At 37.4% G+C, this 26,033-nt stretch carries 24 protein-coding genes; 2 read left to right on the top strand and 22 right to left on the bottom strand.

Annotation, left to right across the window (positions count from 1 at the left end; translation table 11 throughout):
• Positions 1 to 437: 437 nt before the first annotated feature.
• Both lpxB and surE read right to left on the bottom strand, forming a co-directional pair.
• Positions 438 to 1,574 (bottom strand): lipid-A-disaccharide synthase, encoded by a 1,137-nt coding sequence (gene lpxB, locus G7Y57_RS05950; RefSeq protein ID WP_165021291.1) that lies wholly within the window; start codon positions 1,572 to 1,574, stop codon positions 438 to 440.
• A gap of 34 nt (positions 1,575 to 1,608) precedes the next feature.
• On the bottom strand, positions 1,609 to 2,382 hold the full coding sequence (gene surE / locus G7Y57_RS05945) for a 5'/3'-nucleotidase SurE (RefSeq protein ID WP_165021290.1): 774 nt from the start codon (positions 2,380 to 2,382) through the stop codon (positions 1,609 to 1,611).
• Positions 2,383 to 2,515: 133 nt separating this feature from the next.
• Here surE and G7Y57_RS05940 point away from each other — a divergent pair, with 133 nt between their 5' ends.
• Positions 2,516 to 4,162, top strand: a complete 1,647-nt coding sequence (locus tag G7Y57_RS05940) for an alkaline phosphatase (protein WP_165021289.1) — start codon at positions 2,516 to 2,518, stop codon at positions 4,160 to 4,162.
• Positions 4,163 to 4,203: 41 nt separating this feature from the next.
• On the opposite strand, the gene G7Y57_RS05935 is transcribed toward G7Y57_RS05940, so the two are convergent.
• The 17 genes from G7Y57_RS05935 to G7Y57_RS05855 form a co-directional block, all read right to left on the bottom strand.
• On the bottom strand, positions 4,204 to 4,728 hold the full coding sequence (locus tag G7Y57_RS05935; RefSeq protein WP_165021288.1) for a hypothetical protein: 525 nt from the start codon (positions 4,726 to 4,728) through the stop codon (positions 4,204 to 4,206).
• A gap of 110 nt (positions 4,729 to 4,838) precedes the next feature.
• Positions 4,839 to 4,982, bottom strand: coding sequence for a hypothetical protein (locus G7Y57_RS05930; protein WP_165021287.1), 144 nt, complete (start codon positions 4,980 to 4,982; stop codon positions 4,839 to 4,841).
• Positions 4,983 to 4,997: 15 nt separating this feature from the next.
• A complete protein-coding gene (locus tag G7Y57_RS05925; protein WP_165021286.1) occupies positions 4,998 to 5,390 on the bottom strand; it encodes a hypothetical protein in 393 nt (130 codons plus the stop codon).
• 189 nt (positions 5,391 to 5,579) lie between these two features.
• On the bottom strand, positions 5,580 to 6,968 hold the full coding sequence (locus G7Y57_RS05920; RefSeq protein WP_165021285.1) for an NADH-quinone oxidoreductase subunit N: 1,389 nt from the start codon (positions 6,966 to 6,968) through the stop codon (positions 5,580 to 5,582).
• 17 nt (positions 6,969 to 6,985) lie between these two features.
• Complete coding sequence (locus G7Y57_RS05915; RefSeq protein ID WP_165021284.1) at positions 6,986 to 8,419, bottom strand: NuoM family protein; 1,434 nt, start codon at positions 8,417 to 8,419, stop codon at positions 6,986 to 6,988.
• Between the two features lie 16 nt (positions 8,420 to 8,435).
• Positions 8,436 to 10,322: an NADH-quinone oxidoreductase subunit L gene (gene nuoL, locus G7Y57_RS05910; RefSeq protein WP_165021283.1), complete on the bottom strand. Its 1,887-nt coding sequence runs from the start codon at positions 10,320 to 10,322 to the stop codon at positions 8,436 to 8,438.
• A 7-nt stretch (positions 10,323 to 10,329) separates the two neighbouring features.
• Positions 10,330 to 10,653, bottom strand: coding sequence for an NADH-quinone oxidoreductase subunit NuoK (gene nuoK / locus G7Y57_RS05905; protein WP_165021282.1), 324 nt, complete (start codon positions 10,651 to 10,653; stop codon positions 10,330 to 10,332).
• Positions 10,654 to 10,656: 3 nt separating this feature from the next.
• Positions 10,657 to 11,160, bottom strand: a complete 504-nt coding sequence (locus G7Y57_RS05900) for an NADH-quinone oxidoreductase subunit J (protein ID WP_165021281.1) — start codon at positions 11,158 to 11,160, stop codon at positions 10,657 to 10,659.
• Positions 11,161 to 11,179: 19 nt separating this feature from the next.
• Complete coding sequence (locus tag G7Y57_RS05895; protein ID WP_165021280.1) at positions 11,180 to 11,716, bottom strand: NuoI/complex I 23 kDa subunit family protein; 537 nt, start codon at positions 11,714 to 11,716, stop codon at positions 11,180 to 11,182.
• Positions 11,717 to 11,731: 15 nt separating this feature from the next.
• Positions 11,732 to 12,763 (bottom strand): NADH-quinone oxidoreductase subunit NuoH, encoded by a 1,032-nt coding sequence (gene nuoH, locus G7Y57_RS05890; protein ID WP_165021279.1) that lies wholly within the window; start codon positions 12,761 to 12,763, stop codon positions 11,732 to 11,734.
• An 8-nt stretch (positions 12,764 to 12,771) separates the two neighbouring features.
• Entirely contained in the window at positions 12,772 to 13,818 is a 1,047-nt protein-coding gene (locus tag G7Y57_RS05885; protein WP_165021278.1) for a 2Fe-2S iron-sulfur cluster-binding protein, read from the bottom strand.
• 19 nt (positions 13,819 to 13,837) lie between these two features.
• Positions 13,838 to 15,196: an NADH-quinone oxidoreductase subunit NuoF gene (gene nuoF, locus G7Y57_RS05880; protein ID WP_165021277.1), complete on the bottom strand. Its 1,359-nt coding sequence runs from the start codon at positions 15,194 to 15,196 to the stop codon at positions 13,838 to 13,840.
• Between the two features lie 6 nt (positions 15,197 to 15,202).
• The gene (gene nuoE, locus G7Y57_RS05875) at positions 15,203 to 15,727 is read right to left on the bottom strand and encodes a complex I 24 kDa subunit family protein (protein ID WP_165021276.1); all 525 of its coding nucleotides are present in this window, start codon (positions 15,725 to 15,727) and stop codon (positions 15,203 to 15,205) included.
• A gap of 6 nt (positions 15,728 to 15,733) precedes the next feature.
• Positions 15,734 to 16,969, bottom strand: a complete 1,236-nt coding sequence (gene nuoD / locus G7Y57_RS05870) for an NADH dehydrogenase (quinone) subunit D (protein ID WP_165021275.1) — start codon at positions 16,967 to 16,969, stop codon at positions 15,734 to 15,736.
• 13 nt (positions 16,970 to 16,982) lie between these two features.
• The gene (locus G7Y57_RS05865; protein WP_165021274.1) at positions 16,983 to 17,522 is read right to left on the bottom strand and encodes an NADH-quinone oxidoreductase subunit C; all 540 of its coding nucleotides are present in this window, start codon (positions 17,520 to 17,522) and stop codon (positions 16,983 to 16,985) included.
• 8 nt (positions 17,523 to 17,530) lie between these two features.
• Positions 17,531 to 18,085: an NADH-quinone oxidoreductase subunit B gene (locus G7Y57_RS05860; protein ID WP_165021273.1), complete on the bottom strand. Its 555-nt coding sequence runs from the start codon at positions 18,083 to 18,085 to the stop codon at positions 17,531 to 17,533.
• A 13-nt stretch (positions 18,086 to 18,098) separates the two neighbouring features.
• Positions 18,099 to 18,467: an NADH-quinone oxidoreductase subunit A gene (locus G7Y57_RS05855; protein ID WP_165021272.1), complete on the bottom strand. Its 369-nt coding sequence runs from the start codon at positions 18,465 to 18,467 to the stop codon at positions 18,099 to 18,101.
• A gap of 948 nt (positions 18,468 to 19,415) precedes the next feature.
• Between G7Y57_RS05855 and G7Y57_RS05850 the strand changes: the two genes are divergently transcribed.
• Positions 19,416 to 20,156, top strand: coding sequence for a hypothetical protein (locus G7Y57_RS05850; protein ID WP_165021271.1), 741 nt, complete (start codon positions 19,416 to 19,418; stop codon positions 20,154 to 20,156).
• Between the two features lie 65 nt (positions 20,157 to 20,221).
• Here the strand turns inward: G7Y57_RS05850 and G7Y57_RS05845 are convergent, their stop codons facing one another.
• From G7Y57_RS05845 to G7Y57_RS05835, 3 genes are all read right to left on the bottom strand, one after another.
• A complete protein-coding gene (locus G7Y57_RS05845; RefSeq protein ID WP_165021270.1) occupies positions 20,222 to 22,882 on the bottom strand; it encodes a glycoside hydrolase family 3 C-terminal domain-containing protein in 2,661 nt (886 codons plus the stop codon).
• 118 nt (positions 22,883 to 23,000) lie between these two features.
• Positions 23,001 to 23,882: a DMT family transporter gene (locus tag G7Y57_RS05840; protein WP_165021269.1), complete on the bottom strand. Its 882-nt coding sequence runs from the start codon at positions 23,880 to 23,882 to the stop codon at positions 23,001 to 23,003.
• Between the two features lie 238 nt (positions 23,883 to 24,120).
• Entirely contained in the window at positions 24,121 to 26,028 is a 1,908-nt protein-coding gene (locus G7Y57_RS05835) for a DUF3857 domain-containing protein (RefSeq protein ID WP_255491351.1), read from the bottom strand.
• Positions 26,029 to 26,033: the final 5 nt, after the last annotated feature.

Below are 26,033 nucleotides of genomic sequence, written 5' to 3'. Positions count from 1 at the left end.
TTTGTACTTTTTACGAAACTTTGTAATAGTGTAAAATAAGTATATGCTAAATTGCGCGCGCGAATGTTGTGTGTGTGCTCTCTCTCTCTCTCTCTCTCTCTCTCTCTCTCTCTCTCTAATAAATAAGCGTTACTGCCCAAATATATATTGTTAAATATAAGGGTGATAAAGATAATTTTTATTGAAAATAGAGATATCATTTCATAGTAGATTTTATACAGAAAATTAAGGTTAAATTATTGCAATGCATCAGAAGCCAGTGGTATTCTTCGATCTGTAAGACATAGTATAAATTACAATAAATAGATATTATTCTTTTGCAAAAAAAAGAAAACGAGAGTTAATATTTAAATCAAAAGGTTAATTAAACGGTTATTTCGATGACAAATGTAAATAAATTTTAATAAAACAAAACACGAAATGAAAAATAAAAGAATTTAATATCTTAACTTGCTAATCATCAACTGCGCTGCGTGTTGCGAAGCACCGGGTTTACCTGTTAAACTAATTACATCACCGTAACCAGCTAACATATTATTGCGATATTCTTCATTATGGAGAATTTTATCGGCTTCGTTACGAATAGCTTCGACAGAAAAAAACTTAGCGAATAGTTCTTGTACAACAGTTTTGTCAGCAATTAAATTTACAAGCGAAATATATTTAGTATGCAATAAGTTCTTAAATACCCAATATACAACAGGTGGAATCGGGGTCTTATAGCAAACAACCTGTGGCACGCGAAATAGAGCTGTTTCAAGAGTAGCTGTGCCGGATGTAACAAGTGCCATGGTAGAATGGCTTAGCAGGCGATAAGTCTGATCAAATACAATTTTACAATGCTTATCTCCTATGTATTCTTTATAATAATCAGGATCGATACCCGGTGCTCCTGCTATAACGGCCTGATATTCGGAAAAGCCTTTAATCGCTTCTAACATAGAGGGCAAATTATCTTTTATTTCCTGCTTTCGGCTTCCTGCCAACAAGGCTATAACAGGCTTACTTGGCAACATATTATCTGCTATAAACCGCTCATATGTATCCGACTCATTTTCTGCATTGAAGTGAGCGACAGCGTCTACTGTAGGATTACCGACGTAGTTAATATCGTAATTATGCTTTTTAAAAAACTCTACCTCGAATGGTAAAATTGAGAACATTTCATCGACATACTTCTTAAAGGACTTCACCCTATATTCTTTCCATGCCCACACTTTAGGTGAAATATAATAATAAACAGGTATTTTAGTATGAGTCTTTATATATTTGGCTATTTTCAGATTGAAACCCGGATAATCAATCAGAATAAGCACATCGGGTTGAAATTTAACAATTTCCTCCTGACATATTTTCATATTGCGGAGTATAGTCCTCAGATTTAGCAAAACGGGTATTACACCCATAAAGGCCATCTCCCGATAGTGTTTTATGAGTCTGTCACCCTGTGCCTGCATCAGATCGCCACCAAAAAAACAAAATTCAGCATCAGGGTCTTGCTCTTTCAATGCAGCCATAAGATTCGAACCATGCAAATCTCCTGAGGCTTCTCCTGCAACTAGAAAATATTTCATATTGTCATATTTAGTAATGAAAAAGTCTACAGACTTAAATTAAACTCTCCCACGATTTTATAGTACTAATATAGTTATGATCTGTCATATCGATCTTTACCGGAACTACTGAAACATAATCTCTTGCTAAAACATGTTCGTCCGTATTCTCATCGTTCGGTTCATCGTTTGCAAATTCACCTGTCAACCAGTACACATCTTTATACGATCCGTCTTTAGACTTTTGGAATTCGTTTGTCCAGTTGCCCGATGTCTGACGACATATTTTAATCCCTTTCAGGTCTTTTGTATTTGGAATATTCACATTCAGGCATGTACCCTTTGGAAGTCCTTCTGCCAATACCTTTTCGCTCAACAGTCGTGTAATCTTTTCAGATGTAGAAAAATCAGCATGCATAGAATGGTCTAAAAGAGAAAAGCCGATAGATGGTATTTTGAATACACAACCTTCCATCGCGGCTCCCATTGTTCCCGAATAAAGAACGGCAACCGAAGCATTCGAACCATGATTGATACCTGTTACCACCAAGTCGGGTTTACGATCCAACACTTCGCTTACTGCAAGTTTAATACAATCGACAGGTGTTCCTGTACACGAATAGATTTTAAAATCAGTCTCTTCTTGCAGTAAATGAATACGGATGGGATATAAGGATGTTATGGCGCTCGACATACCCGAGCGTGGGCCATCCGGAGCTACAACTACTATTTCACCTAATCCTTTTAAACTGTTAGTTAATGCTTTTATACCTTTTGCCTGATAACCATCATCGTTTGTTACCAATATCAGAGGTTTTTGCTTTGTCATATTTATTACTTTGTTTTTATTTTGTTAAGAAACAAAGATACGCCAATATTTTCAAATCTCTATTGGTACTTTTGTTGAGTAAACTTAATATTTAGTAACTTTGAGAGAAATAAACAACCAAAAATATTTTAATATGAAAAAGACTTGTTTGAGTATTATACTCCTGCTTATTTTTTCGACCACCTGGGCACAACAGCAATACCGCAAGCCCGTAAGACCAACTAAAAATGTAATTGTAATGATACCCGACGGCACATCTATCGGTGTAGTTTCAGCGGCTCGATGGTATCAGATATACAATAAACTGGGAGGTAATAATCTGGCAATCGATCCATATATATGTGGAACAGTGAAGACCCACTCATCCAATGCTCCTATCGGAGACTCTGCACCAACTACATCGTGCTACATGACAGGGATGCCACAACGCACAGGAAATGTATCTATTTATCCGGTGGCCGATCTCGAAAACGATTTAATACCTGTAGACCCGAGCATGGCTTATCAGCCATTACCAACGATATTGGAGGCTGCAAAATATCAGCAAAACAAATCGACCGGTCTTGTTGTAACCGTAGAGTTTCCTCATGCTACTCCTGCAGATTGTTCCGCACACTACTATGACAGAGGAAACTACAAATATATAGGCTCACAAATGGCCTACAATAATCTGGATGTAATGTTTGGCGGTGGAAATTCTATTCTAACAGACGACATAAAACAACATTTGAAAAATACTGGGACAACCCTTATTCAAGATGATATAAAAGCATTCCGCAATTTTAACGGTAAAGAGAAAGTATGGTCTTTATTTTGTGAAAAAGATCTTCCTTACGATCTTGACCGTGACGATACCAAAATACCATCTTTAGTGGAAATGACTCAAAAGGCTTTAGACAGACTGTCTCAAGACGAAAGAGGATTCTTTCTGATGGTCGAAGGCAGCAAAATTGACTGGGCTGCTCATGGCAACGACGCTATAGGATGCATCACCGAATATCTGGCTTTCGATAAAGCTGTTGCAGCCGTTATGGACTTTGCTAAGAAAAATGGTGAAACGACTGTTATCATTCTTCCCGATCATGGAAACAGCGGATTTACAATTGGTCGCAGAGATTTGAAAAGTTACGATAAAGCAACTTTAGAAGACTTATTCGGAAATGTATCTAAATACAAAAGAACATCCGGAGCTTTAGAGCAAATACTATTAAACACAGCTCCCGAAAATTTCAGATCTGTTTTTAAAGAATATACAGGAATAGAGCTTTCTAATGAAGAATACGAGCTACTTGTTAGCTCTCAAAATTATAAAGAAGGTGACTATATGAAGGTCAGTAATAGTGTGAATATGGCATCGTCTATAGCTAAGATAATGGATGCACATACCTATTTCGGATTTACGAGTGGCGGACACACAGGCGAAGAAGTTTTCTTAGCTGCCTATCATCCGCAAGGAGATATTCCTGTTGGGATGAATACAAACGTAGAAATTAATAAGTATCTGTTTGATGCATTGGGCTTAACTACATCTCTACCCGATATGACAAATGAAATATTTGCAAAACATACAGATGTATTTAAAGGATTGGAATGTACAATTGATAAAACCGGTGATATGCCTGTATTGAAGGTAAAGAAAGGTAAAGTTACATTGACTGTTCCTGCTTTCAAATCGGTTGCCTATCTCAATGATCAACCGATCAGCCTAAGATCTGTAACGGTATATATAGATAAAAACGAAACATTCTATATCCCTCGCAGTCTAGCCGGTAAACTATAAATAAGAAACTGAATAATGACATAAAAAAAGGAACTGATTTATCAGTTCCTTTTTTCTAATATGGTCATATTACCCGAATCTATTATTGCCGTTTCTTTTCCTTTATATTTATATTTCCAATACGGATTAGGCTTTTTTGAAGCAAGTGTCGGATCTCCGGCGCTAAAATTACGCATCTTTTCAGACACTACAAAGAAGTCTTCCAGATCAACATTATCACCATGAACAGACACAAGTATTAATCTGCTACCCGAGATAAAATAGCCAAGCATCTTGTCTTCTTTATTAAACAAGTTGCACCATGTATTATCGATAGCAACTACATGAATAAATAAAGCTTCATCTTGTTTCGAAAAAACCATTTTCAGAACAGGAAACGATACACCATTCTTACGATTTCCTACATATCGGTCGAGATCGTCAGCTATAAATTGAACTGTATTATTGGTTACATAGATCATAGGTAACTCAAATTTATTACTCTCGTCGTTTATCTTATCTGATTTTGAAAATGCTAAGGCTGATACGCAAAAAAATAAGGTGATTAATAGTTTAATCCTGTTCATAAATGTTTGTTCTTTATAATGTTTTGAATAAGTCGCAAAGGTAGAAAACTCTTGGGTTGATCTGTCAATTATAAATATTAATAATAACTAAATATTACATATAGATAAAACTAAAAAAGTTCTTTCGTTAAGACCAGCATATGCTTACATTGTATACCATTCTCAATACGATCTATCATTTCCAGCGATGGGTCGGCCAGCAATAATAAATCGTAAGGTATGGACTCATCTCCTCTGAGTTTTCTTATTTTCATACTCCTTTTTCAGATTTATCGCCCTTTCGATTCTGAATAATACTTCGCATAACAATTAAATTCAGCCAACAATTCTTTATTGTTAGGAGCATCAGACCCGAGTCTGTAGTCTATGATTCGTAAAAAACTATAGGTATCATTTAATATTTTGTCGTTGCAAAGATCAATATTTCTCGACAAGAGATTAAGATTCTTTTCCAGTTTGGAATAAGAATCGCTTACCTCCTCCATATATTGCGCATTTTTTTTCTTGTCCTTCGCATACTTCAGTGTTCCGAGCTTACTTCGTTGGTTGTCGTCCAATCGATATATTTCGATTGTCTTATCTCCTACTGTAACTTTCTTCACCACCTGAGCGTTTGCCAAAGTCGATACAGCAAACAATAACAAAAGTATATACTTTCTCATACTATTTCATCTTTTATCCAAAGGAAATAAAAGCCTGCTTAAAATACAAGGCTTTTAATATTTCTTCTCACAAAACTATAAAAGTTAAGTATTAAAAAAGATACTCAACCAGTGAAATTTTCGGCAAAGCAATAAAAAAAAGAGTAAATTATATATTTACTCCTTTTTTCTATTTTATTTCTTTATTCTTTACAGTTTCAATCCCATTATAATAGAAGGGAAGATACCAAGTAGTAAATTCAGCAAAATAGCTGCTACCGCTACAAATTTATATTCTGCAGGAACTTTTAATGGTTCATTTTCATTCTCTCTTACAAACATTACATTCACAATACCAAAGTAATAATATACTGCAACAATAGAATTCAAGATACCGAATATTACAAGGATCAAATGTCCTGCTTGTAACATTTCGCTAAACATGAATAACTTGGCAAAAAAGCCTGCAAACATAGGTATACCACCTAGAGATAGCAGTGCTCCAATCATTGCAGCTGTTAACAATGGCTGACGCTTTGCCAATCCTTTAAAGTTAGATATATCTTCATTATCCTTACCTCTACACACAGCCATAATAACTGCGAAAGCAGCAACACCAGCCAAAGAATAGGCAGCAGCATAATACAAGACACTATTACTCGGACCGCCTACGGCTAACAATCCCATAATCATGAATCCGGCATGGGAAATACCCGAATAAGCCATCATACGCTTAATATTAGTCTGTCTTAACGCTGTTATATTACCAACAGTCATCGACAATATCGAGAGAATTATAATCACAACCTGGAACATAGGTGTGATGCCAGGCGTCATAACAATTACAATCTTACACAGAGTAGCTATTGCCGCCACCTTAACTAAGGTACTCATCAATGCTGTTACGAGTGTCGGTGAACCTTCATATACGTCCGGTGCCCAAAAATGGAAAGGAGCAATAGAAGCCTTAAATAACAGGCCAACGATAATCATTGCAAAACCAAGATCGAACCAGAAAGGTAAGATTCCATTTTGAGAAGCCACAGCACTACCGATTACACTCGGATCGAAAGACCCGATAGCCCCATATACCAAAGCAATACCGAATAAAATGAAACTAGAAGCGAATGCACCCATTATAAAGTACTTCATACCTGCTTCGTTACTTCTTAGGTTTTTCGGTTCACTAGAAGCCAATACATAGGCGGCAATTGACAATACTTCTATTCCAAGAAAGAACATTGCCATGTTTCCGAACGAAACCATAGCAACTGCTCCGGCTAAAAGAAATACCTTAATAGCTACATAGTCGGCTATCTTAGTTATTTTCTCCTGATAAAATTTAGGACTCATCACAATTATGAAGATTGCGAGAATGATAAATAATATAGAAAAACCTTGCGAATAGCCTGTACTAACAATCATATTATATTTGTCGGATCCAATAAACGGCTCTCCCAAATAAAATTCGGTAATAGTCATACCTAATATACCTACTAACCCCAGAAGGACTACAGGCACAAGGATTTTTCTTAGATTTAAAATCTCTAACAGAAGGCATACAATACCCAGTCCCGAGATAGCTACCAATGTACTCATTATCTTATTTAGCTAAATTATCTATTAATATACGTTACAATTTCCTGTAAGCTTGGCGATACCAGCTCTGCCACAGGTTTCGAATATATTCCGAAGAATATTATTACTGCTATCAACAACCCGAATACAATACCTTCACTTATAGTCAAGTCTCTGAACGGAGTCTTTGTTGTTTCGCTCAACATCACATATTGGTACATACGCAACATAAAGAACGCCCCTAAGAACATAGATGTACCAATCAGCACAGCATACCAGATATTTACCTGATAAAGACCATACATTATGGTAAACTCACCTACAAAGTTAAATGATAGAGGTATCGAGATAGATGCTAATATACAAAGGAAAAATGCTATTGTAAATTTAGGTGCTTTACCTTTTATTCCACCCATCTGACTTATCAATGCAGTATTTGTACGTTTATGAATTATATCTGCGGCAAGGAATAGTCCTACAATACCAAATCCATGTGCTAGGATAAGCATTACTGCTCCTTGTAAACCATCGTATGTCAATGAATATGCTCCGGCTGCTACAAATCCCACATGAGACAGCGATGCATAAGCAAAAAAGCGTTTCAAATTATCTTGTCGTATGGCAATAATCGCTCCATATATGACCCCTACAATACACAATACAACCACAAGTGTTTGCAATTGATGTGACGCATGTGGCGTTACAGGCAATTGCCAGCGGATAACGCTATATGCTCCCATTTTCGACATAAGTCCGGCTAATAACATTGTTCCGGCAGCAGGTGCTTTCTGATAAACATTAGCCTGCCATGTATGGAATGGAAAAATAGGTATTTTAATCGCGTATGCTAAGAAAAATGCAAGGAAAATCCATAGCTGCTCGGTTTCATTCAGATTTGCATTGTAGAATGCTTCTAATTGAAAACTACCAACTTTGGTATATATATAAATAATAGCTGCCAACATAAACAACGATCCCGCAAATGTGTATAAGAAAAAAGTCATTGCAGCTTTACGACGTTTAGCTAATTCACCATTACCCCATAGAACGATAATGAAAAAGATGGGAATAAGTGATATTTCCCAGAATATGTAATATAAAAGAGCATCGCTACTTAGGAAAGCTCCCACCATAGCAAAAGCCATGAATAGAATCAAACTATAAAATAGCTTTTCATTCTTTATATCTGCCGACGATGTCGTTATCAGTATTATAGGAATCAATATTGTAGTCAGCAAAAGCATTGCAATAGCCAGCCCGTCAGCCTTCAAAGAGAAAGAGACTAGTGGATTTGTAATCCATTCCGTACTGTAACTCGTTCCGGCTACACCGTATTTAAGGAGAAAAGCAATTGTAAAGACTGCAGCAAAAACACTGAATAAAATAGCTACTTTCGATGCAAACCTATTTCCTGAGAAATAAGTAATTATTGCTCCTGCCAGCAGAATGATTAATATGATAGCGATATTCATATCTAGTTAAAAATTATTATACAAAAAATAAAAATACAATGATCGAACAGAATCCTATTACAAAGCAGAAGAGGTAAAGACCTAAACTTCCATTCTGCATTTTTCTCGCAGGAACAGAAGCCAGTTCAGCTAAATTCCCTAAGCTATTAATAGTACCCGAGATAGCTCTTTCTATATAATTACGGAAGAGGTTACCCAAGACATACATTGGTTTCACAAATACAGTACTGTATATTTCGTCGATATAGTATTTATTATAGACCACTTTGGCAAATCCTGTCAATTTATCATCTTCGCCCGGTACAACGGATTTCTTAATATATCGATAGTAAGCAAAACCTAATCCGATGAATGCAATTACTGTTGATATTGCCATCATAGCCAGTTGCTCTCCAGCAGGCATATGCTCTTGTACAGCGATACCCGGCAAAACAGGTGTCAAGAAATTATTCAGCCAGCTAAGTCCTAACGGCAAACTAATCACTCCACCAACGAATGCTAGTATTGCAAGAATAATAAGCGGTGCAGTCATCGTTTTAGGTGATTCGTGCAAATGATGTTTTTGCTCTTCTGTTCCTCTGAAATCTTTGTGAAATGTAAGGAACATTACACGGAACATATAGAAAGCCGTAAGCAATGAAGCTAATGCTGCTATTGCCCACAAGAAAGGACTATTCTCGAATGCAACCATCATTATCTCGTCTTTCGAAACGAAACCTGCCAATGGAGGTATACCCGATATTGAGAAAGTAGAGACAAGAAAAGTAATATAAGTTATTCCCATAACATTTTTCAATCCACCCATCTTGCGTATGTCCTGTTCGCCACCCATAGCATGGATAACCGAACCCGAACCAAGGAATAAACAGGCTTTAAAGAAAGCATGAGTTATTACATGAAATACAGCGACATGGTATGCTCCACAGCCTATGGCAATAAACATAAGACCTAGTTGCGATACTGTTGAATAAGCCAATACTTTCTTTATATCATTTTGCATGATACCGATTGTTGCGGCAAATAATGCTGTTATAGCACCTATAATCGCAATAAAGTATTGAATATCCGGAGTCAAATCGAATATGAAATTTAAACGTGTTATCATAAAGATACCACCGGTAACCATCGTTGCCGCATGAATCAATGCCGAAACCGGAGTCGGGCCAGCCATCGCATCGGGCAACCAAGTATATAAAGGAATCTGAGCGCTCTTACCCATTGCTCCTACGAATAAACAAAATGTTGCAACACCCAGCAAGGTTGAAACTTCCGGATTAGTGGTTGTAGAAACCGCTTGTTTCAAAGCCTCGAAATCTACTGTTTTGAATAGATAGGCTAAAGTAAAGATACCAATCAAGAAACCTAAATCTCCTATTCTGTTCATGATGAATGCTTTCTTAGCAGCGTCATTGAATTTCTGGTTCTTATACCAGAATCCGATTAACAGGTATGAACATAATCCTACACCCTCCCAGCCTATAAACATCACAAGCAGATTACCGCCTATAACCAACAGGATCATAAAGAAGATAAAGAGATTAAGATATGCAAAGAAACGATCGATATTCTCGTCGTCGTGCATATAACCTATCGAATATATATGAATCAACGCTCCGATGCCTGTCAGAAACAACAACCAAAGCAATGATAACTGATCGAGTACCAGATCGAAATTTATAGCGAAATCGCCAAATGCCATCCATTCGAAAAGATGTACATGAACTGCTTCTCCCGTAGAAAGAATTTGAAGGAAGTAAATCAGCGAAATAACGAAACTTACTAATACCGCACCTGTGGCTATAAACCCGGGTAACGATCGCCCAATCTTTTTACCTACACACAAATTGATTGTGAAACCAATAAGCGGACTAATCAAAAGTAATAATACCAATACTGTTTCCATCCAAAAATTATCCTTTCAGGTTTTTTAATTTATCGATATCAATAGATCCGATATTTCTATAGATTGAGACTAAAATGGCCAAACCTACTGCAACTTCGGCTGCTGCCACCGCCAGCGAGAAAAGCACGAACACCTGTCCACTGGTATCTTGATGGTAAACCGAAAATGCGGCCAGCAACAAATTACCTGCTGCAAGCATCAATTCTACCGACATTAGCATCACAATCGTACTGCGACGATAAAGAAGACCAAGCATCCCCACGCAAAACAATAAGATGGCGAGGTATATATAATTGTTGATCCCTACTTGTTCTAATATATTATTCAGCATAGCTTAAGCTTTTTTCTCTTTTTTAGATATCAGTACCGCACCTATCATTGCTGTGATAAGCAAGATAGAAACAAACTCGAACGGCACCATATATTCATCAAGTAATACCTGACCTATAACTTGTATAGACTGATAGTCTACCCCTTCTGCCTTGTACGTTTCTATCACCGGATTTGCTTTTACAAAAACGGCTAACAATACAAGAGCAGCTAAACATGACGAAACGGTAGCCGCCACGCGACTCGCTATTTTCTTTTTCGGTTCATGTTGTTCACTCAGATTCATCAACATCAGTGTAAACAATAACAATACAATGATAGCACCTGCATACACCACAATATTTACCACCGCCAGAAACTGAGCATTAAGCATCAGTAAATGACCCGATACGGAGAAAAAGCAGATAATCATATACACAGCACTATGCACAGGATTCTTCGACAAAACAGTCAGAGCTGCCGTGCCAAGTGTTATTGCTGCAAGAATATAAAAAATTACTGTAATCATCTTATTCTAAAATATCTTTTTAGTTATCGTATTTTCTTGCGCGGGCATCTTCAACCGATATAACAAGTTTGTCTTTTCCGTAAATCAAATCTATTCGCTCCAATTTCGGTTTCACAAGCTTTTTCGATTTGGTCAGATAGATCGCCTCTTTGGGGCAAGCATCTTCGCATAAACCGCAGAAAATACAACGTAACATATTAATTTCGTATACCGCTGCATATTTTTCTTCACGGTACAGGTTCTCTTCTCCTTTTTTACGTTCGGCTGCTTTCATTGTTATGGCTTCCGCAGGGCAGGCTAGTGCGCACAAGCCGCAGGCTGTACAACGTTCGCGTCCCTCTTCGTCTCTCATCAAGACATGCTGTCCACGATATACAGGGCTAAATTCGCGCTGTTGTTCGGGATATTGTATTGTATCTTTTTTCGTAAAGAAGTGCTTAATTGTTATCCACATACCTTTTATGATAGCAGGCAGATAAATACGCTCCATGAAGGTCATTTCTTTATTCGAAACAACTTCTTTTCTTCCCGATAATGACATATTTTCTATTGACATTGCAATTCGATTTTTTTATTTGAAAATCAGGATTAAAATACCATTCAGCAAGATGTTAGCCAATGCTAATGGGAATAATATTCTCCATCCAAGGTTCATCAACTGGTCATATCTGAAACGTGGTATTGTCCAGCGCACCCACATAAAGAAGAATATAAAGAATGTGGTCTTGCCCAAAAGAGTAATGATGGCAAATATATTAGCAAGATTTGCACCCCAGTTTTCGGCAACCCAATCCATTCCCCAATAGTTATATCCGCCAAAGAACAGTACAGATATAAGTGCGGATGAGAAGAACATGCTCACATATTCAGAGAACATATAGAATCCCATCTTCATAGATGAATATTCGACATGGTGACCATTTACCAATTCCGATTCGCATTCGGCCAAGTCAAAAGGTGTACGATTACATTCGGCAAAGGCACAAATCAAAAAGATAAGGAATGTCAATGGCTGATAAATAATATTCCAGTCCATTTCATGCTGTTGCATTGTGATCTCCCTAAGGCTTAAAGTACCTGTCATCATAATCAGAGCGATGATAGATAGCCCCATTGCTATTTCGTACGAGATCATTTGTGCTCCGGCACGAATAGCACCCATCAACGAATATTTATTGTTAGAAGCCCATGCTCCTATTATAATACCATATACAGCGGTCGACAATACTGCCACAATGTAAAGAATGGCAACATTAACATCTGCAATTTGTCCTTGAATTGTAATATCGCCAATAACAAACTGCTCTGCCCAAGGTATAACAGCAGTACCTAGCAATGAGACTGTCATTGCAACTGCCGGCCCTACAACAAACAGTATTTTATTTGGCGTATCAGGCATAAATTCCTCTTTCGAGAAAAGTTTCGCACCATCACATATAGGTTGCAAAAGACCAAATATACCTGCGCGATTGGGTCCATAGCGGTCTTGTAAAAAGCCTGCTACTTTACGCTCTGCGTATGTAGAATACAATGCGAAAAACATCGTAACAGCAAAGACAATAACGATAAAGATTAATTTCTCTAATATAAGTGCAATCTCCATAGTTGGGTTTATTCTTCTTTTGTTTTCTTAATTGCTTCCAATTCTGCTTCATCATAAGGAAATTCAGACATACTGATTTTCTCCTGATCTTGCTTTCTACCCTCAAGTATAAGATCGTCTGCTATTATTTCAACCTTATCCAATTTCTTGGTGTAGTTATTTATATTGATAACTGAGAATTTCTCAAACTTACGAGGTCCGTCTATAATCCAGTCATTCACATTTTTGTGATCGAATCGACATTCGTTGCAGATGAAGTCTTCAACTTCGTGAAACTCGTCTTTTGGTGCATTCACTCGTTGAATAGTATCTCCGAACATCCAAAGGACTACTTTACCCGAACATTTCGGACAATCGCGATGCGCATTGAACGGTTTATTGAACCATACACGCGATTCGAAACGATATGTTTTATCAGTTAATGCTCCCACCGGACATACATCTACCATGTTTCCTGAGAAATCGTTATCGATAACCTGAGAAACATAAGTCGATATTTGTGCATGATCGCCCCTATTAAGAACACCGTGTACACGACCATCAGTCAATTGTTCCGCCAGTTTCACACAGCGATAGCAAAGAACGCAGCGATTCATGTGCAATTGAATGTGAGGACCTATATCTTCGGGTTCGAATGTTCTTTTCTCTTCGATATAACGTGATTTATATGCACCGTTATTAAATGCCAGATTCTGCAAATCACATTCGCCTGCTTGATCGCAAACAGGGCAATCGAGCGGGTGGTTAATTAGCAAGAATTCGGTAACAGCCTTACGTGCTTCGAGCGCTTTAGGCGATTTGGCACTTAGCACTTCCATTCCCTCCTGTACAGGTGTAACGCATGACGGCTGAAGTTTTGGCATAGGACGCGGGTCCCTTTCACTGCCTTTGGTAACCTCCACCAGACAACAACGACACTTTCCTCCACAATCTTTAAGTTTGGAATAGTAGCACATAGTCGGAGGAACACATTCACCTCCAATCATGCGAGCAGCTTGCAGGATGGTTGTTCCTGCTTCTACATCTATATCGTGTCCATCTATTGTAATTTTCATAGAAGAAACTTTTTACTATTTATTTTGAAATCAAATGACGAACCTTTTCCATTGGTTCATTTACAAAGTGATCCCTGTTTTTTATTTTTTCAGGGAAACGCACATGGTATTCAAACTCTTCGCGGAAATGACGGATAGCAGCGGCAACAGGCCAAGCAGCAGCATCACCCAACGGACAGATTGTATTACCTTCTATTTTTGCTTGAATACTCCACAATAATTCAATGTCTTCTTCACGCCCTGTACCGGTTTCGATACGGTGAAGAATTTTTTCCATCCAGCCTGTACCTTCACGGCATGGCGAACATTGTCCGCAACTCTCGTGATGATAAAATCGGGAGAAGTTCCATGTATTACGCACAATACACGCAGTATCGTTGTAAACAATAAATCCACCTGAACCTAAAGACGATCCGGTTGTGAATCCACCATCTGCCAACGACTCGTATGTCATTAAACGATCTTCATTGTTAGCCGTTTTGAAAATATATTGAGCTGGCAGGATAGGCACGGATGAACCTCCGGGTATGAACGCTTTCAGAGGACGATCATCTATCATTCCACCAAGATATTCGTCTGAGGTCATAAATTCTTCGACAGATAAACCTAACTCTATCTCATATACACCCGGATTTTTAATATGTCCCGATGCTGAAATTAATTTAGTTCCTGTCGACTTGCCCAAACCTATTTTTGCATACTCATCTCCACCATTGTTTACGACCCATGGCACAGCCGAAATAGACTCCACATTGTTTACCACTGTGGGTTCATTCCAAAGACCGCTTACAGCAGGAAATGGCGGTTTGATACGAGGGTTGCCCCGTTTACCTTCCAATGATTCGATAAGTGCAGTTTCTTCTCCACAAATGTATGCTCCTGCACCGCAGTGAACATGTAAGTCGAGAGAATAACCTGTTCCTAATATATTTTTACCCAGCCATCCGTTGGCATAGGCTTCTTTTATAGCTTTTTCTAAAATCTTGTACACCCACATATATTCACCACGAATATATATATATGACAAATTAGCTTCTAATGCATAACTCGATACAATAGCTCCCTCGATCAGTAAATGAGGAATATATTCCATCAGAAAACGGTCTTTGAAAGTACCCGGTTCCGATTCGTCTGCATTTACAACCAAATGACGAGGCTTACCCGATTTTTTATCGATAAAACTCCATTTCAATCCCATAGGAAATCCCGCACCTCCGCGACCTCGCAGACCTGATGTTTTCACATGCTCGGTCACTTCATCGGGCGTCATCGATTTCAAGGCCTTTTCTACCGCTGCATAACCTCCGTTTTTGCGATAGACTTCATAGTCCTTTATTCCGGGTATGTCGATCTTTTCTAATAATATCTTTCTAGCCATCGCAAATTAATAAAGGTTTATTTTACCTTGCTTACAATCTTCGATTAAAGCATCAATTTTTTCTTTTGTCAGTTTCTCGTGATAGAAATCGCCTAACTGAAGCATCGGTCCATAACCGCATGCGCCCAGACATTCCACACCTGCAACACTAAATAGTCCATCGGGAGTCGTTTCACCCTCTTTTACACCTAATTTCTGGCAGGCATATTCCATCATATCGTCACCACCAAGTATGGCACAACATGATGTACGACAAAACTCAAACATATATTTACCTACCGGTTTTTGATTGAACATGGTATAAAAAGTAACAACTTCGTATACCTCGATAGGTGTAATTCCTAAGATTTCAGCTACTTTATCCATTAGTGGTATACTCAGCCAATTTTCGTGAGCATCTTGCACCACATGCAAAACAGGAATCAATGCCGATTTCTTTTTATCAGCAGGATAATGACTAACCAACTCATTGATACGAGCCGAAAGTTCCTCTGTTATATTGATTTCTTGATAATATACTCTTTTTTCCATTTGATATTAAGCGTCTAATTCTCCTGCAATAACATTTATACTGGATAAGGTTGCAACAGCATCCGAAAACATTCCACCTTTAATCATTTCGGGGAATGCCTGATAGTAAATAAAACAAGGACGGCGAAAATGCACACGGAATGGTGTACGAGAGCCATCTGTAATCAGATACATACCCAATTCGCCATTTGCACCTTCTACTGCATGATAAGTTTCAGCAATAGGAACCGGAATCTCGCCCATCACAATCTTGAAATGACTGATAAGAGCCTCCATTTCGGTATATACTTCATTTTTAGGAGGAAGGTAATAGTCAGGAACATCGGCATGATAAGAGCCGGACGGCATATTATCGCGAGCCTGACGGATAATCTTCAAACTTTCTTTGACCTCTGCTGCACGAACACAGAAACGATCATATGTATCACCCGATTGTCCTACGGGCACTATGAAATCAAAATCTTCGTAAGAACTGTATGGTTGTGCTACACGCACATCGTAATCGATACCCGTTGCACGTAAGTTAGGACCGGTAAAGCCATAGTTCATTGCTTTCTCTGCCGAGATAGCACCAACGCCAATAATACGATCCATAAATATACGGTTACGCATAAACAAGCGTTCGAGTTGATCCCAAGCTTTAGGGAAACCTTCCAAAAATTCGTCGAGCTTACGCCATGCAGCCTCGCTCCAATCTCTTTCGAATCCACCGATACGTCCCATATTGGTAGTTAGACGTGCTCCGCAAATCTCTTCGTATATTTCGTAAGCAAGTTCACGGTATTTCATTACGTATAAAAATGGAGTATACGCTCCTAGATCGACACCTAAGATTGAATTACAAATAAGGTGATCGGTAATACGAGCCAGCTCCATTACTATAACGCGCATATATTGTGCACGTTTAGGAACTTCAACTCCAAGAGCTTTTTCGACAGTCATCCACCATGCCATATTATTGATCGGCGACGAACAGTAGTTCATACGATCGGTCAAAGTTGTGATCTGGTAAAAAGTCCTGTTTTCTGCAATTTTCTCGAAAGCCCTGTGAATATAACCAATGGTAGTATCTGCATCCACAATGCGTTCGCCATTCATCAGTAAAATATTCTGAAACACACCATGTGTAGACGGATGCGTAGGTCCAAAGTTGAGTACCGACAATTCCTGTCCGTCTTCAAAGACCTGCTCTTTTACAATTTTCGCAAAGCGATGTTCCGGATTTATTAGTTGATCTGACATTATCTGTCCTCTTTTATTTATTACTTTCGGGTTGATAATTATTAGGAGTTCGTCCAAAGAAGCGGTCATCTTTATCTGTTCTGCCCGAATCTTCCAACGGATATTCTTTGCGCATTGGGAATGATGTCATTCCATCATCGTTCAATATACGTTTTAGGTTAGGATGGCCAATAAAATTCACCCCATAGAAATCGTATGTTTCTCTTTCCATCCAGTTGGCTGCTTCAAAAACATCAGTAATTGAGTCCACCTCTACCTTATCGGCTGCAAGGAAAGTTTTCACCCTCACCCGTACATTATCTAGCCAGTTGTGTAATAAATAAACAACCACAAATTGAGATTGTTTTTCATTGTCGGGATAATGTACTCCGCAAAGATCGGTCAAGAAGTTAAATCGCAATACTTCGTCCTTATGCATAAAACGGATAACTTCCTTTATCACCGCCGGAGCTGCTTCGAAGGTTAAGATATCTTGTTCCATACGAAATTTTGAAACATCGGGACCAAATTTCTCTTCTATTTTATTTTGAATATCTATCGTTTCTAATGCCATCTGACTAATTATTCAAATTTATAAGATTGTAGAAGTTTCTCATATCTTTCCGAACCTCTTCTGTGAATAGATTCGTGCTTAACGATCTCCTGCAATTGCATCAAACCGTCTAGAATTTGCTCGGGACGAGGAGGGCATCCGGGAACATATACATCTACAGGAATAATCTTATCGATACCCTGCAATACCGAATATGTATCGAATATACCACCGGACGAAGCACATGCACCGACAGCAATAACCCATTTAGGTTCTGCCATCTGCTCGTAGACATGACGCAAAATAGGACCCATTTTTTTAGAAATAGTCCCCATTACCAATAGCATATCAGCCTGACGTGGCGAAAAGCTATTACGCTCGGCACCGAAACGCCCCATATCATACGTGGAAGCCATCGTTGCCATAAACTCTATACCACAACATGATGTGGCAAAAGGCAAAGGCCACAAAGAATTAGCACGGGCTAAACCGATTGCATAATCGAACTTTGTAGCGAAAAAGCCATGTCCTGTATACCCTTCTGGGGCAGGAACAATATTTATATTTGATGATGATTCACTCATGGTTCTTTTCTTTTTATTTTTCCCACTCTAAAGCTTTTCTCTTCACTATATAGAGATAGCCCACCAATAACAATCCGATGAAAGTTCCCATTTTAATAAGACCATCTATCCCGATTGCTTTGAAATTGACAGCCCAAGGGTACATAAATATAATTTCGATATCGAAAAGCACAAAAAGAATTGCGACTAGAAAATACTTTACAGCAAAAGGTGAACGTGCGTTTCCGATAGGATCGAGACCGCACTCAAAATTCGAATTTTTTATAGAAGATCTTCGTTTCGGCCCAAGAAAGTTCGAAGCAAAAATTGTTGCAACAACAAATATAGCCGAAAAGGCTATTTGCATTAAGATAGGTATAAAATCATATAGGTTTGACTCCATAATTTAGTTTTGACTTTTCTTAGTTGACAGTAAATACATGTTTAAGAACACAAATATACGTCATTTATTTATCAAAAACCAGCCAAAAATGCATATAATTATAGAATAAAAAATAAAAAAAGCTATTATAAAACATTATTATATCATTTTGTAAAGTGTAGGTTACACTCTGTGTTATTTAACACAGAGGTATCTTTTTAAGCTCACAAAATGAGTAAAACCATTAATAAATTTGAAACAACTATTTCAAGTTGGATAGCTTTCAATTATATTGCTTTCACAATAATCTTTCTTTCAAAAAACAGCAAAAATTGAGATAACTTTAATCAATGGTTGGGTTTTTATGATAATGTATCTCTATTGACGAAATTGCAGTAGTTTTTTTTACGATCTTGAAAATGCATTTACGGTCTTGCTGCATTTTCAGTTGCATACAATTGCGTTTATTTATACTTTTAAGACTATAAGATTTTCGTGATTTTAATTTCATTCATGTCGTAAAAATATGACAATGATTTAAAAATAGACATTTGAATCCTCTGGATTTTTTTAAGATAAAAAAACAGGAAAACGTTAACTTTGTAATCACTAAAAACATATATAGTCTATATTGACTTTTAACCAACGCCTTATTGAACAAGTTTGATCTAACTATATCGAGTTGTAAATCGTTCAATTAAATCGCTTTTACAGTAATCTTTATTAAAAAATAAAACAATAACAAAAAGTCTGGATTACTTCACTTAAAATTCGAAGACAATATTGAAAAAAGTTCACTTATATGCCATCAATTTTTTCTATAATACACATTAATTAGCATTAATTAACACAAGTCTTAGCAATGTATAATTAATACAAATTAAGCTAATTAATATAAACAAGGCATATTTATAACACGTTATAACATGAAAATAGGCAATAATTGCAACGTTCAAAAATGATACCACAATGAAGTCAATCATAAAAAAAATAAATATTCGGGAAATCTTTCATAAAAAGATACTTATCCCTCCTTCTATAAATAGAAGACACTTCAGAACTATACTATTAGGAGTAACTCTATTATTAGTTGCTAATGAAGAAGCAAAAGCGCAAGAAGACTACGATTTCACACTCAGTTCTTATCCTACATACTCTTATGAGTCTTTCAGCAAAAGTAATGTTGATGGCATAAAAGGATATCCGACAAGTATTATTAAAACAGATATTTTATCTATAATAGATGGTGATTTACCTATTATATATGAGCATCGGTTTTCGAGTTTATTTGCAGTAGAGGCTGGTGTAGGTCTAATACTACCTTATGAAAATGAAATCAGCACCTTTCCTATAAGTGCAGAAAATAATAGGAATTTCAAAAACACAAAATTTGGATACAGTCTCTTAGCTGCACCCAGAATATATTTTGCTCACAGTTCTAAAAATTATATGGCCTTAATGGTAAGGTATAGAAGATACGACGAACTCTCGATTGCCGAATATGGTGTTGGAAAAGGATGGGTATGGTTATTAGCCGACAAATATCCGCTGGATGCTGCTGTATATGCTTCTTTATCATGGCAAACACCTTTTGGTCAAACTGAAGCTACCAACAATTTCAGATTTAAAAATAGTGCATTTGAAGACAGAGGTCGAGGTGCGGTATTTGCTCTAAGTTTTTCATTAAGATTTGGGATAGCAACCAGATAAATCATATACAAAAAGAGCTCCTGTTTTAAGTTAAAACAGGAGCTCTTTTCGCTTGTAATCGCTTCTTATTCTTGGATATAAAAAGAAGGACCTACAATTTTAATCTCTTTTTGGATTACTTGTTTCGAAGCAATTGCTTTTGCATCCGGTTGCTTACCACCAATGGAAACCAACGCATTACCGGCAGCAACTATCGGTATGCCATGACTGTCTCGACCAGCCATCTGATCAGGCGTCAATACAAAATCAACTACCTCCGATTCTCCTGCTTTAAGATGAATACGTTTAAATCCTTGTAACGAACGAATAGAATTCTTAAGATTATTATCGGATAGCGAAACATAAAGCTGAACCACCTCATCACCATCTACTTTTCCGGTATTCTTTACCTCTACTGAAAACAAGACATCATCGCCTGCCGTTACAGATTGCGAAGATGCTAACATTTTATATTCAAATTTAGTATAACTCAACCCATATCCGAATTCATAAAGTGGCTCTCCTTCAAAATAACGATATGTTTTTCCAGCCATATTGTAATCATCGAATGCCGGTATCTGATCTATGCTCCTATAAAATGTTACTGGCAAACGCCCTGCAGGATTATAATCACCAAACAACACATCAGCGATAGCTGCTCCCCCACTCTGGCCCGGATACCAAGCTTCTACTATTGCTGGCAGATTTTCAGCCTCCCAATTAAATGCTAATGCACTTCCATTTAATAAGACTAAAACAGTAGGTTTACCCAGCGCATATATTTCTTTTATCAATTCGGTTTGAATAGCAGGTAATTTAATATCTAAACGGTCTCCTCTATCAAAGCCGTCAACTTTAACCCGCATTTCTTCTCCCTCTAGTGTTGGTCCTAATCCCATACACAGAACAACTATATCAGATGACTTCGCCAGATTTAGTGCTTCTTGTTTCAGATTGTCATTAGGTTTTTCCCATAAGAAACTCATAGCCGGATATTCTGTATTGTTTTGTACATAATCGATCTTGACATCATAAGATTTGCCAGCCTCTAAATGAACATACTCATAAGCTTTTTGCAATTCATGATCTCCTCTGCACGATAATAGTTTAGCACCATCTAAATAAAGGTCGAAACCCAAAAGCCCTTCTCCTGCAATGGCATACTCTCCGGTAACGGGTGGAACAATGACTCCACTCCATCTAACAGAAAAATGATCATATTTCAAATCTGCGAATGGAGGAGTAGTCCACCATGCAAAATTCACAGTCTTATCTATCTGTGTATGAGCCGGAGTCCCTTCCCAATTCAGATTAGGAAAATATTCAGCCTTTAAGCCATTTTGTTTTTTAGTACCATCAGTATATAGATAATCGGATGGAACAATATCGAAATAAGGTAATTTAGGAGCTAAAGGACATCCTTGCGCAAAATCGACTTGCGAATTGGGCAATTTATCTTTTAGTCCTGCTAATACTGTTTTAGGTTCAGTCGGATAACCATAGTAGTTTGCCAACAATACATCCTTTGCATCGGCATTAGGGCCAATTACCGCAACCTTTTTGACACCTTTATTAAAAGGAAGTGTATTTTTTTCGTTCTTCAATAAAACGATTGATTTATGAGCAGCATCTAAAGCCAGTTGTTTATGCTCTTTGCTATCGACTACACTATATGGAATTTTTGAATACTCAACCATTTCCTGTGGATCAAACTGTCCTAATTTCATCCGGGCAAGAATAATTCTTTTCACCGATACATCTAATTCTGCTTCTGTGAGGAAACCTTGCTTTACTGAACTAACTAAATTTCTATATACATCGCCGCAATTCAAATCAGTACCTGCTTGTATGGCCATCGCTGCAGCCTCTTCGGGTGTAGCAACAAGATTGTGTGCTTCCTTTTTATAGAAGTCAGCTATCGCTCCACAATCGGAAACGATATAACCTTCAAAACCCCATTGCTCACGCAACAAACCTTCCAGAAATTTACTTCCACAACAAGGAGCACCCTTCAAGCGCTGATAAGCACACATCACAGAATAAACATTAGCATGTTCTACTGTTTTTCTGAAATGAGGAAGATATGTTTCTGCCAAGTCATAATCGCTAGGCCACACATCGAAAGAATGACGAGTCGATTCGGGACCACTATGCACAGCAAAGTGCTTGGCTGTAGCCACGAGTTTTAAATATCTCGAATCGTCACCTTGCAATCCTTTGATAAAAGGAACTGCTAATTCGCCTGTCAGATAGGGATCTTCACCATAAGTTTCCATACCTCTGCCCCAGCGCGGATCGCGAAATATATTTATATTGGGTGTCCAAAATGTCAGACCTTGATATATGCCTCTCTTACCTTGCAATGCATACGCGTGATGCTTTGCTCTAGCTTCGTCTGAGATCGCATCTGCAATACTAAACATTTCTTCTTTATCCCACATGGCAGCCATGCCTATGGCCTGAGGAAAAACAGTAGCGACTCCCGAACGCGCAACACCGTGCAAACACTCATTCCAAAAGTTATGGGCAGGGATACCTAAACGCTTAATTTCGGGCGAATCGTAACGAAGCATCAAAGCTTTTTCTTCGAGTGTCAATCGGGATAACAAGTCATCCGCCCTTTCATCGAAGTTAAGAGATACATTTTTATATGGTTCTACTCCTTCTTGCCCCTTTACTAATAATGCTGTGGACAAAAAGACACAAGCTATAAGAATTAATTTAGAATAGTAAGTGATAGTCTTCATACTAATTGAGAAATTTAAGATTTAACTTGACTAAGGTAATAAAAAAGATAATATTAACTATCACTCATTTAATAAATAAAGGCATTTTTTCATCAGTTTACAGAAACGTAAGCTCCGCCTATCTACTTCTTTCCACTAAGTAGACTCCAAATAAAATAAGGCAAGAGCCGACAAGTGTAATAATTGTGATTTGTTCGTCAATAACCAATGCTGAGGTAATCATTGTAACAAGGGGGACAATATAAAGATAATTTGTAGCACGTAAAGCGCCTATTCTTTTGACAATATTGTTCCACATAATAAAACATAGCATAGAAGCTACTACACCGAGAAAAAGCAAATTTGAAAACACAACCGGTTTCAGCAAGATATCTAAATTGAAATTAAGAGGACTAATAATGAACATAGGCAATGAGGTAATTACGCCATAGAAAAACACTTTACGGGTAAAGAATAAAATAGAGTATTTTGTATTCATACGCCTTAGTATGAGACAATAAAATGCCCACATGAGGGCTGCAACAAATGTAAGAATATCTCCCAATGGATTAACTTCGAAGTTAAAGCGGCCATTGAATACAACCAGAGCCACTCCTGCCAAAGCAATAAATGACCCAATTAACAGATTTCTCTTTAGTTTTTCTTCTTTATTTACAAAATAAAAAAGAAAGGCGGTCAAAATGGGCGTTGTACAAATAATTAAAGAAACATTCGAAGCTAATGTCAAACCCAATGCTGTATTTTCGGTGATAAAGTACAACGACCCTCCGCTAAGCCCTGCACCCACCATCCACAACTCGTCTTTAAAGCTATTTGCAAACAATTTACGTGGAGAGACAAAACAAATGCATATATATGCCAAAACAAAGCGAAAAAAGAATATCTCGATGGGAGACAAGCCATAGCCAATTAAGACTTTGGTTGAAACGAATGTTACGCCCCATATACAAACTGTTATTACAGCCATGAAATGATACCAAAAGACACGATCTATTGCCATTACTTATAATTATTGCAGAATTTATTTATAAATAGTCTGACAAAGATATACAAACGAAAATCCACTTCTAGTGGTAGCAGAATATTTGGACGGCTGCAACCATTTTATTTTCGAGAAAATCATCAAAGTAAAACGAAATATCAAAATACAAAGTTTCTCTGCACCAAGTGAAATGAAATACACTACTGCTCTGAATATAAAACAATAATACATTGAACTTTATGCAAAAGAACAAAAACTATATTTTTCGGAGTACTAGTTTTCTTTTTATCGTAGTTGATATTTGAGCAAAAAAATCTTTTACTTCCTTATAAGATTCTTTAGAATGTCTTGTCGAGTAAATATCCAGGTATTGTGTATAAATAATTTGATTATCTTTTTGTTCGGTTTTAGTTTTGAGCGAACCAAAAGGCGTATTTATGTCAACATCTTTAGGTAAGGTTTCCAGCGTATACGATTCAGGCAAGTTAAATACAATAGAATCAGTCTCGCTAAAACCATTCTGCATGACTATATCCCAAGTCCGGCTCTCTGCCGAAAACATATTCAGGGTTCCTTTATGCAAAGGACATAAAGGCAGGAATAAACGATTTCCTGTTTTATTGCCATAATCAGGAGCTTGGAAAGCAGCATCTAGCCGGCATGAAGGTAATGATGCCTTATTTTCTGTTGCGGTAATTCCACTAAACTCAATATGGGGTAGTTTTAAATAGGTATTAATATATTTAATCATCTTATCCCGATCTTTAGAATTGAATACAGGTATTGCAGACACATATCCATGCAAATGCTCGACAAAAGAGATATGCCCTGTAGCCTGACCATCTTCGTGAATATCAACAACTAGAATAGTTTCCTTATTATTTTGTTTATCAGTATAGACAGGAAGCCTACACAACTTACTTTCCGTACCATCTTCGGAAATAACAAGAGCTGTATGTCCTGCAATATCATCATGAATAAATCCAAAAGGTAAGGTTTGTGAAGTACACTCAAGCCATATACTATCTCCCTTCAATGGAACAAGCAAGATTGCATGATCTGTCTGACTCACATTTGCAAAGTCAGAATAAAGTTCTCTTTCCGTCATACTTATCTCACAATAATTTGATGGTATATCAACTGCTTTTAGCATTGCTTTCATCAAATTTGACAAGCCCTTACAGTCTCCAAACCCATTTTTAGCCACATGCATGGCAGCAGCCGGCTGTAATCCTCCTATACCCATCTGAATACTCACATAGCGGGAATGGTTTTGCATATATTCGTAAATAATTCTCACTTTCTCCCTGTCATCTTTAGCGTCTTTTGTCATTGCTTGTAGCTTAGCTACCAAATCGGCTGACAAGATATCTCTATCTTTCAATAGCTTAGACACCCATTCGGCATAACTACCCCATGTCGACATATTACCACAATGAGAATCATAACAAAAATCAGACGGAGCAAATAACACTCGTGGCAAGATTTCACGGAACGAAGGTGCCAATACTTCATATTTTCTCGCTTTCAATCCAATTAACGAAAGTGAATATATATTCTTATCTACTATCTTTTCATTCTGAATATTACATGCATAATTCGATTTTTTTCGCAAATTAATATCCAATGGTAATTCCAATTTAAACTCAGCCCTCTCAAGCGATTCCTGAAAGCCGACAGGACTAAAAGACGGATAAGAAATGACCCCATTCTTTATCTTTACCTGATACGAATACTCTACTGTAAACGGGTAAGAAGGGTGTTGGCATTCATATGAAATACTATAACTATCTGAAGCCATTGTAGAGCCCTCCGATATAGAGGATACGATTAGATCTCCTTTCTTGATTTTCCGAATAATCTTACCTGATGCATCCCTCACAATTCCGGAAAAACTGCTCAACTCTCTTGATTTATCTCCATAGGTCCTAAAATGTGCATAATAATCTCCTTGTTTATTCAAAATCGTTGTCACTTCAGTAACAGTATAAGTAGCATTATTCAGATTAGACTGGGTAAAAACAATCGAATAATCCCGGACAACTGCAACAGCATCAATTTTCAGACTATCGGCAATTGCAGATACCGGATAATCATTCGCATAGATGAAGCTATTCATTAAGCAAACAGTAACAAACACCAAATATATTTTTATATTTCTCATTCAAT

Origin of the sequence: Dysgonomonas sp. ZJ279 (genome assembly GCF_011039205.1) — a bacterium.
In the GTDB taxonomy this organism is placed as follows: Bacteria; Bacteroidota; Bacteroidia; order Bacteroidales; family Dysgonomonadaceae; genus Dysgonomonas.
The sequence above is the reverse complement of the archived record's forward strand: the minus strand, read 5'-3'. Positions and strand labels throughout refer to the sequence as shown.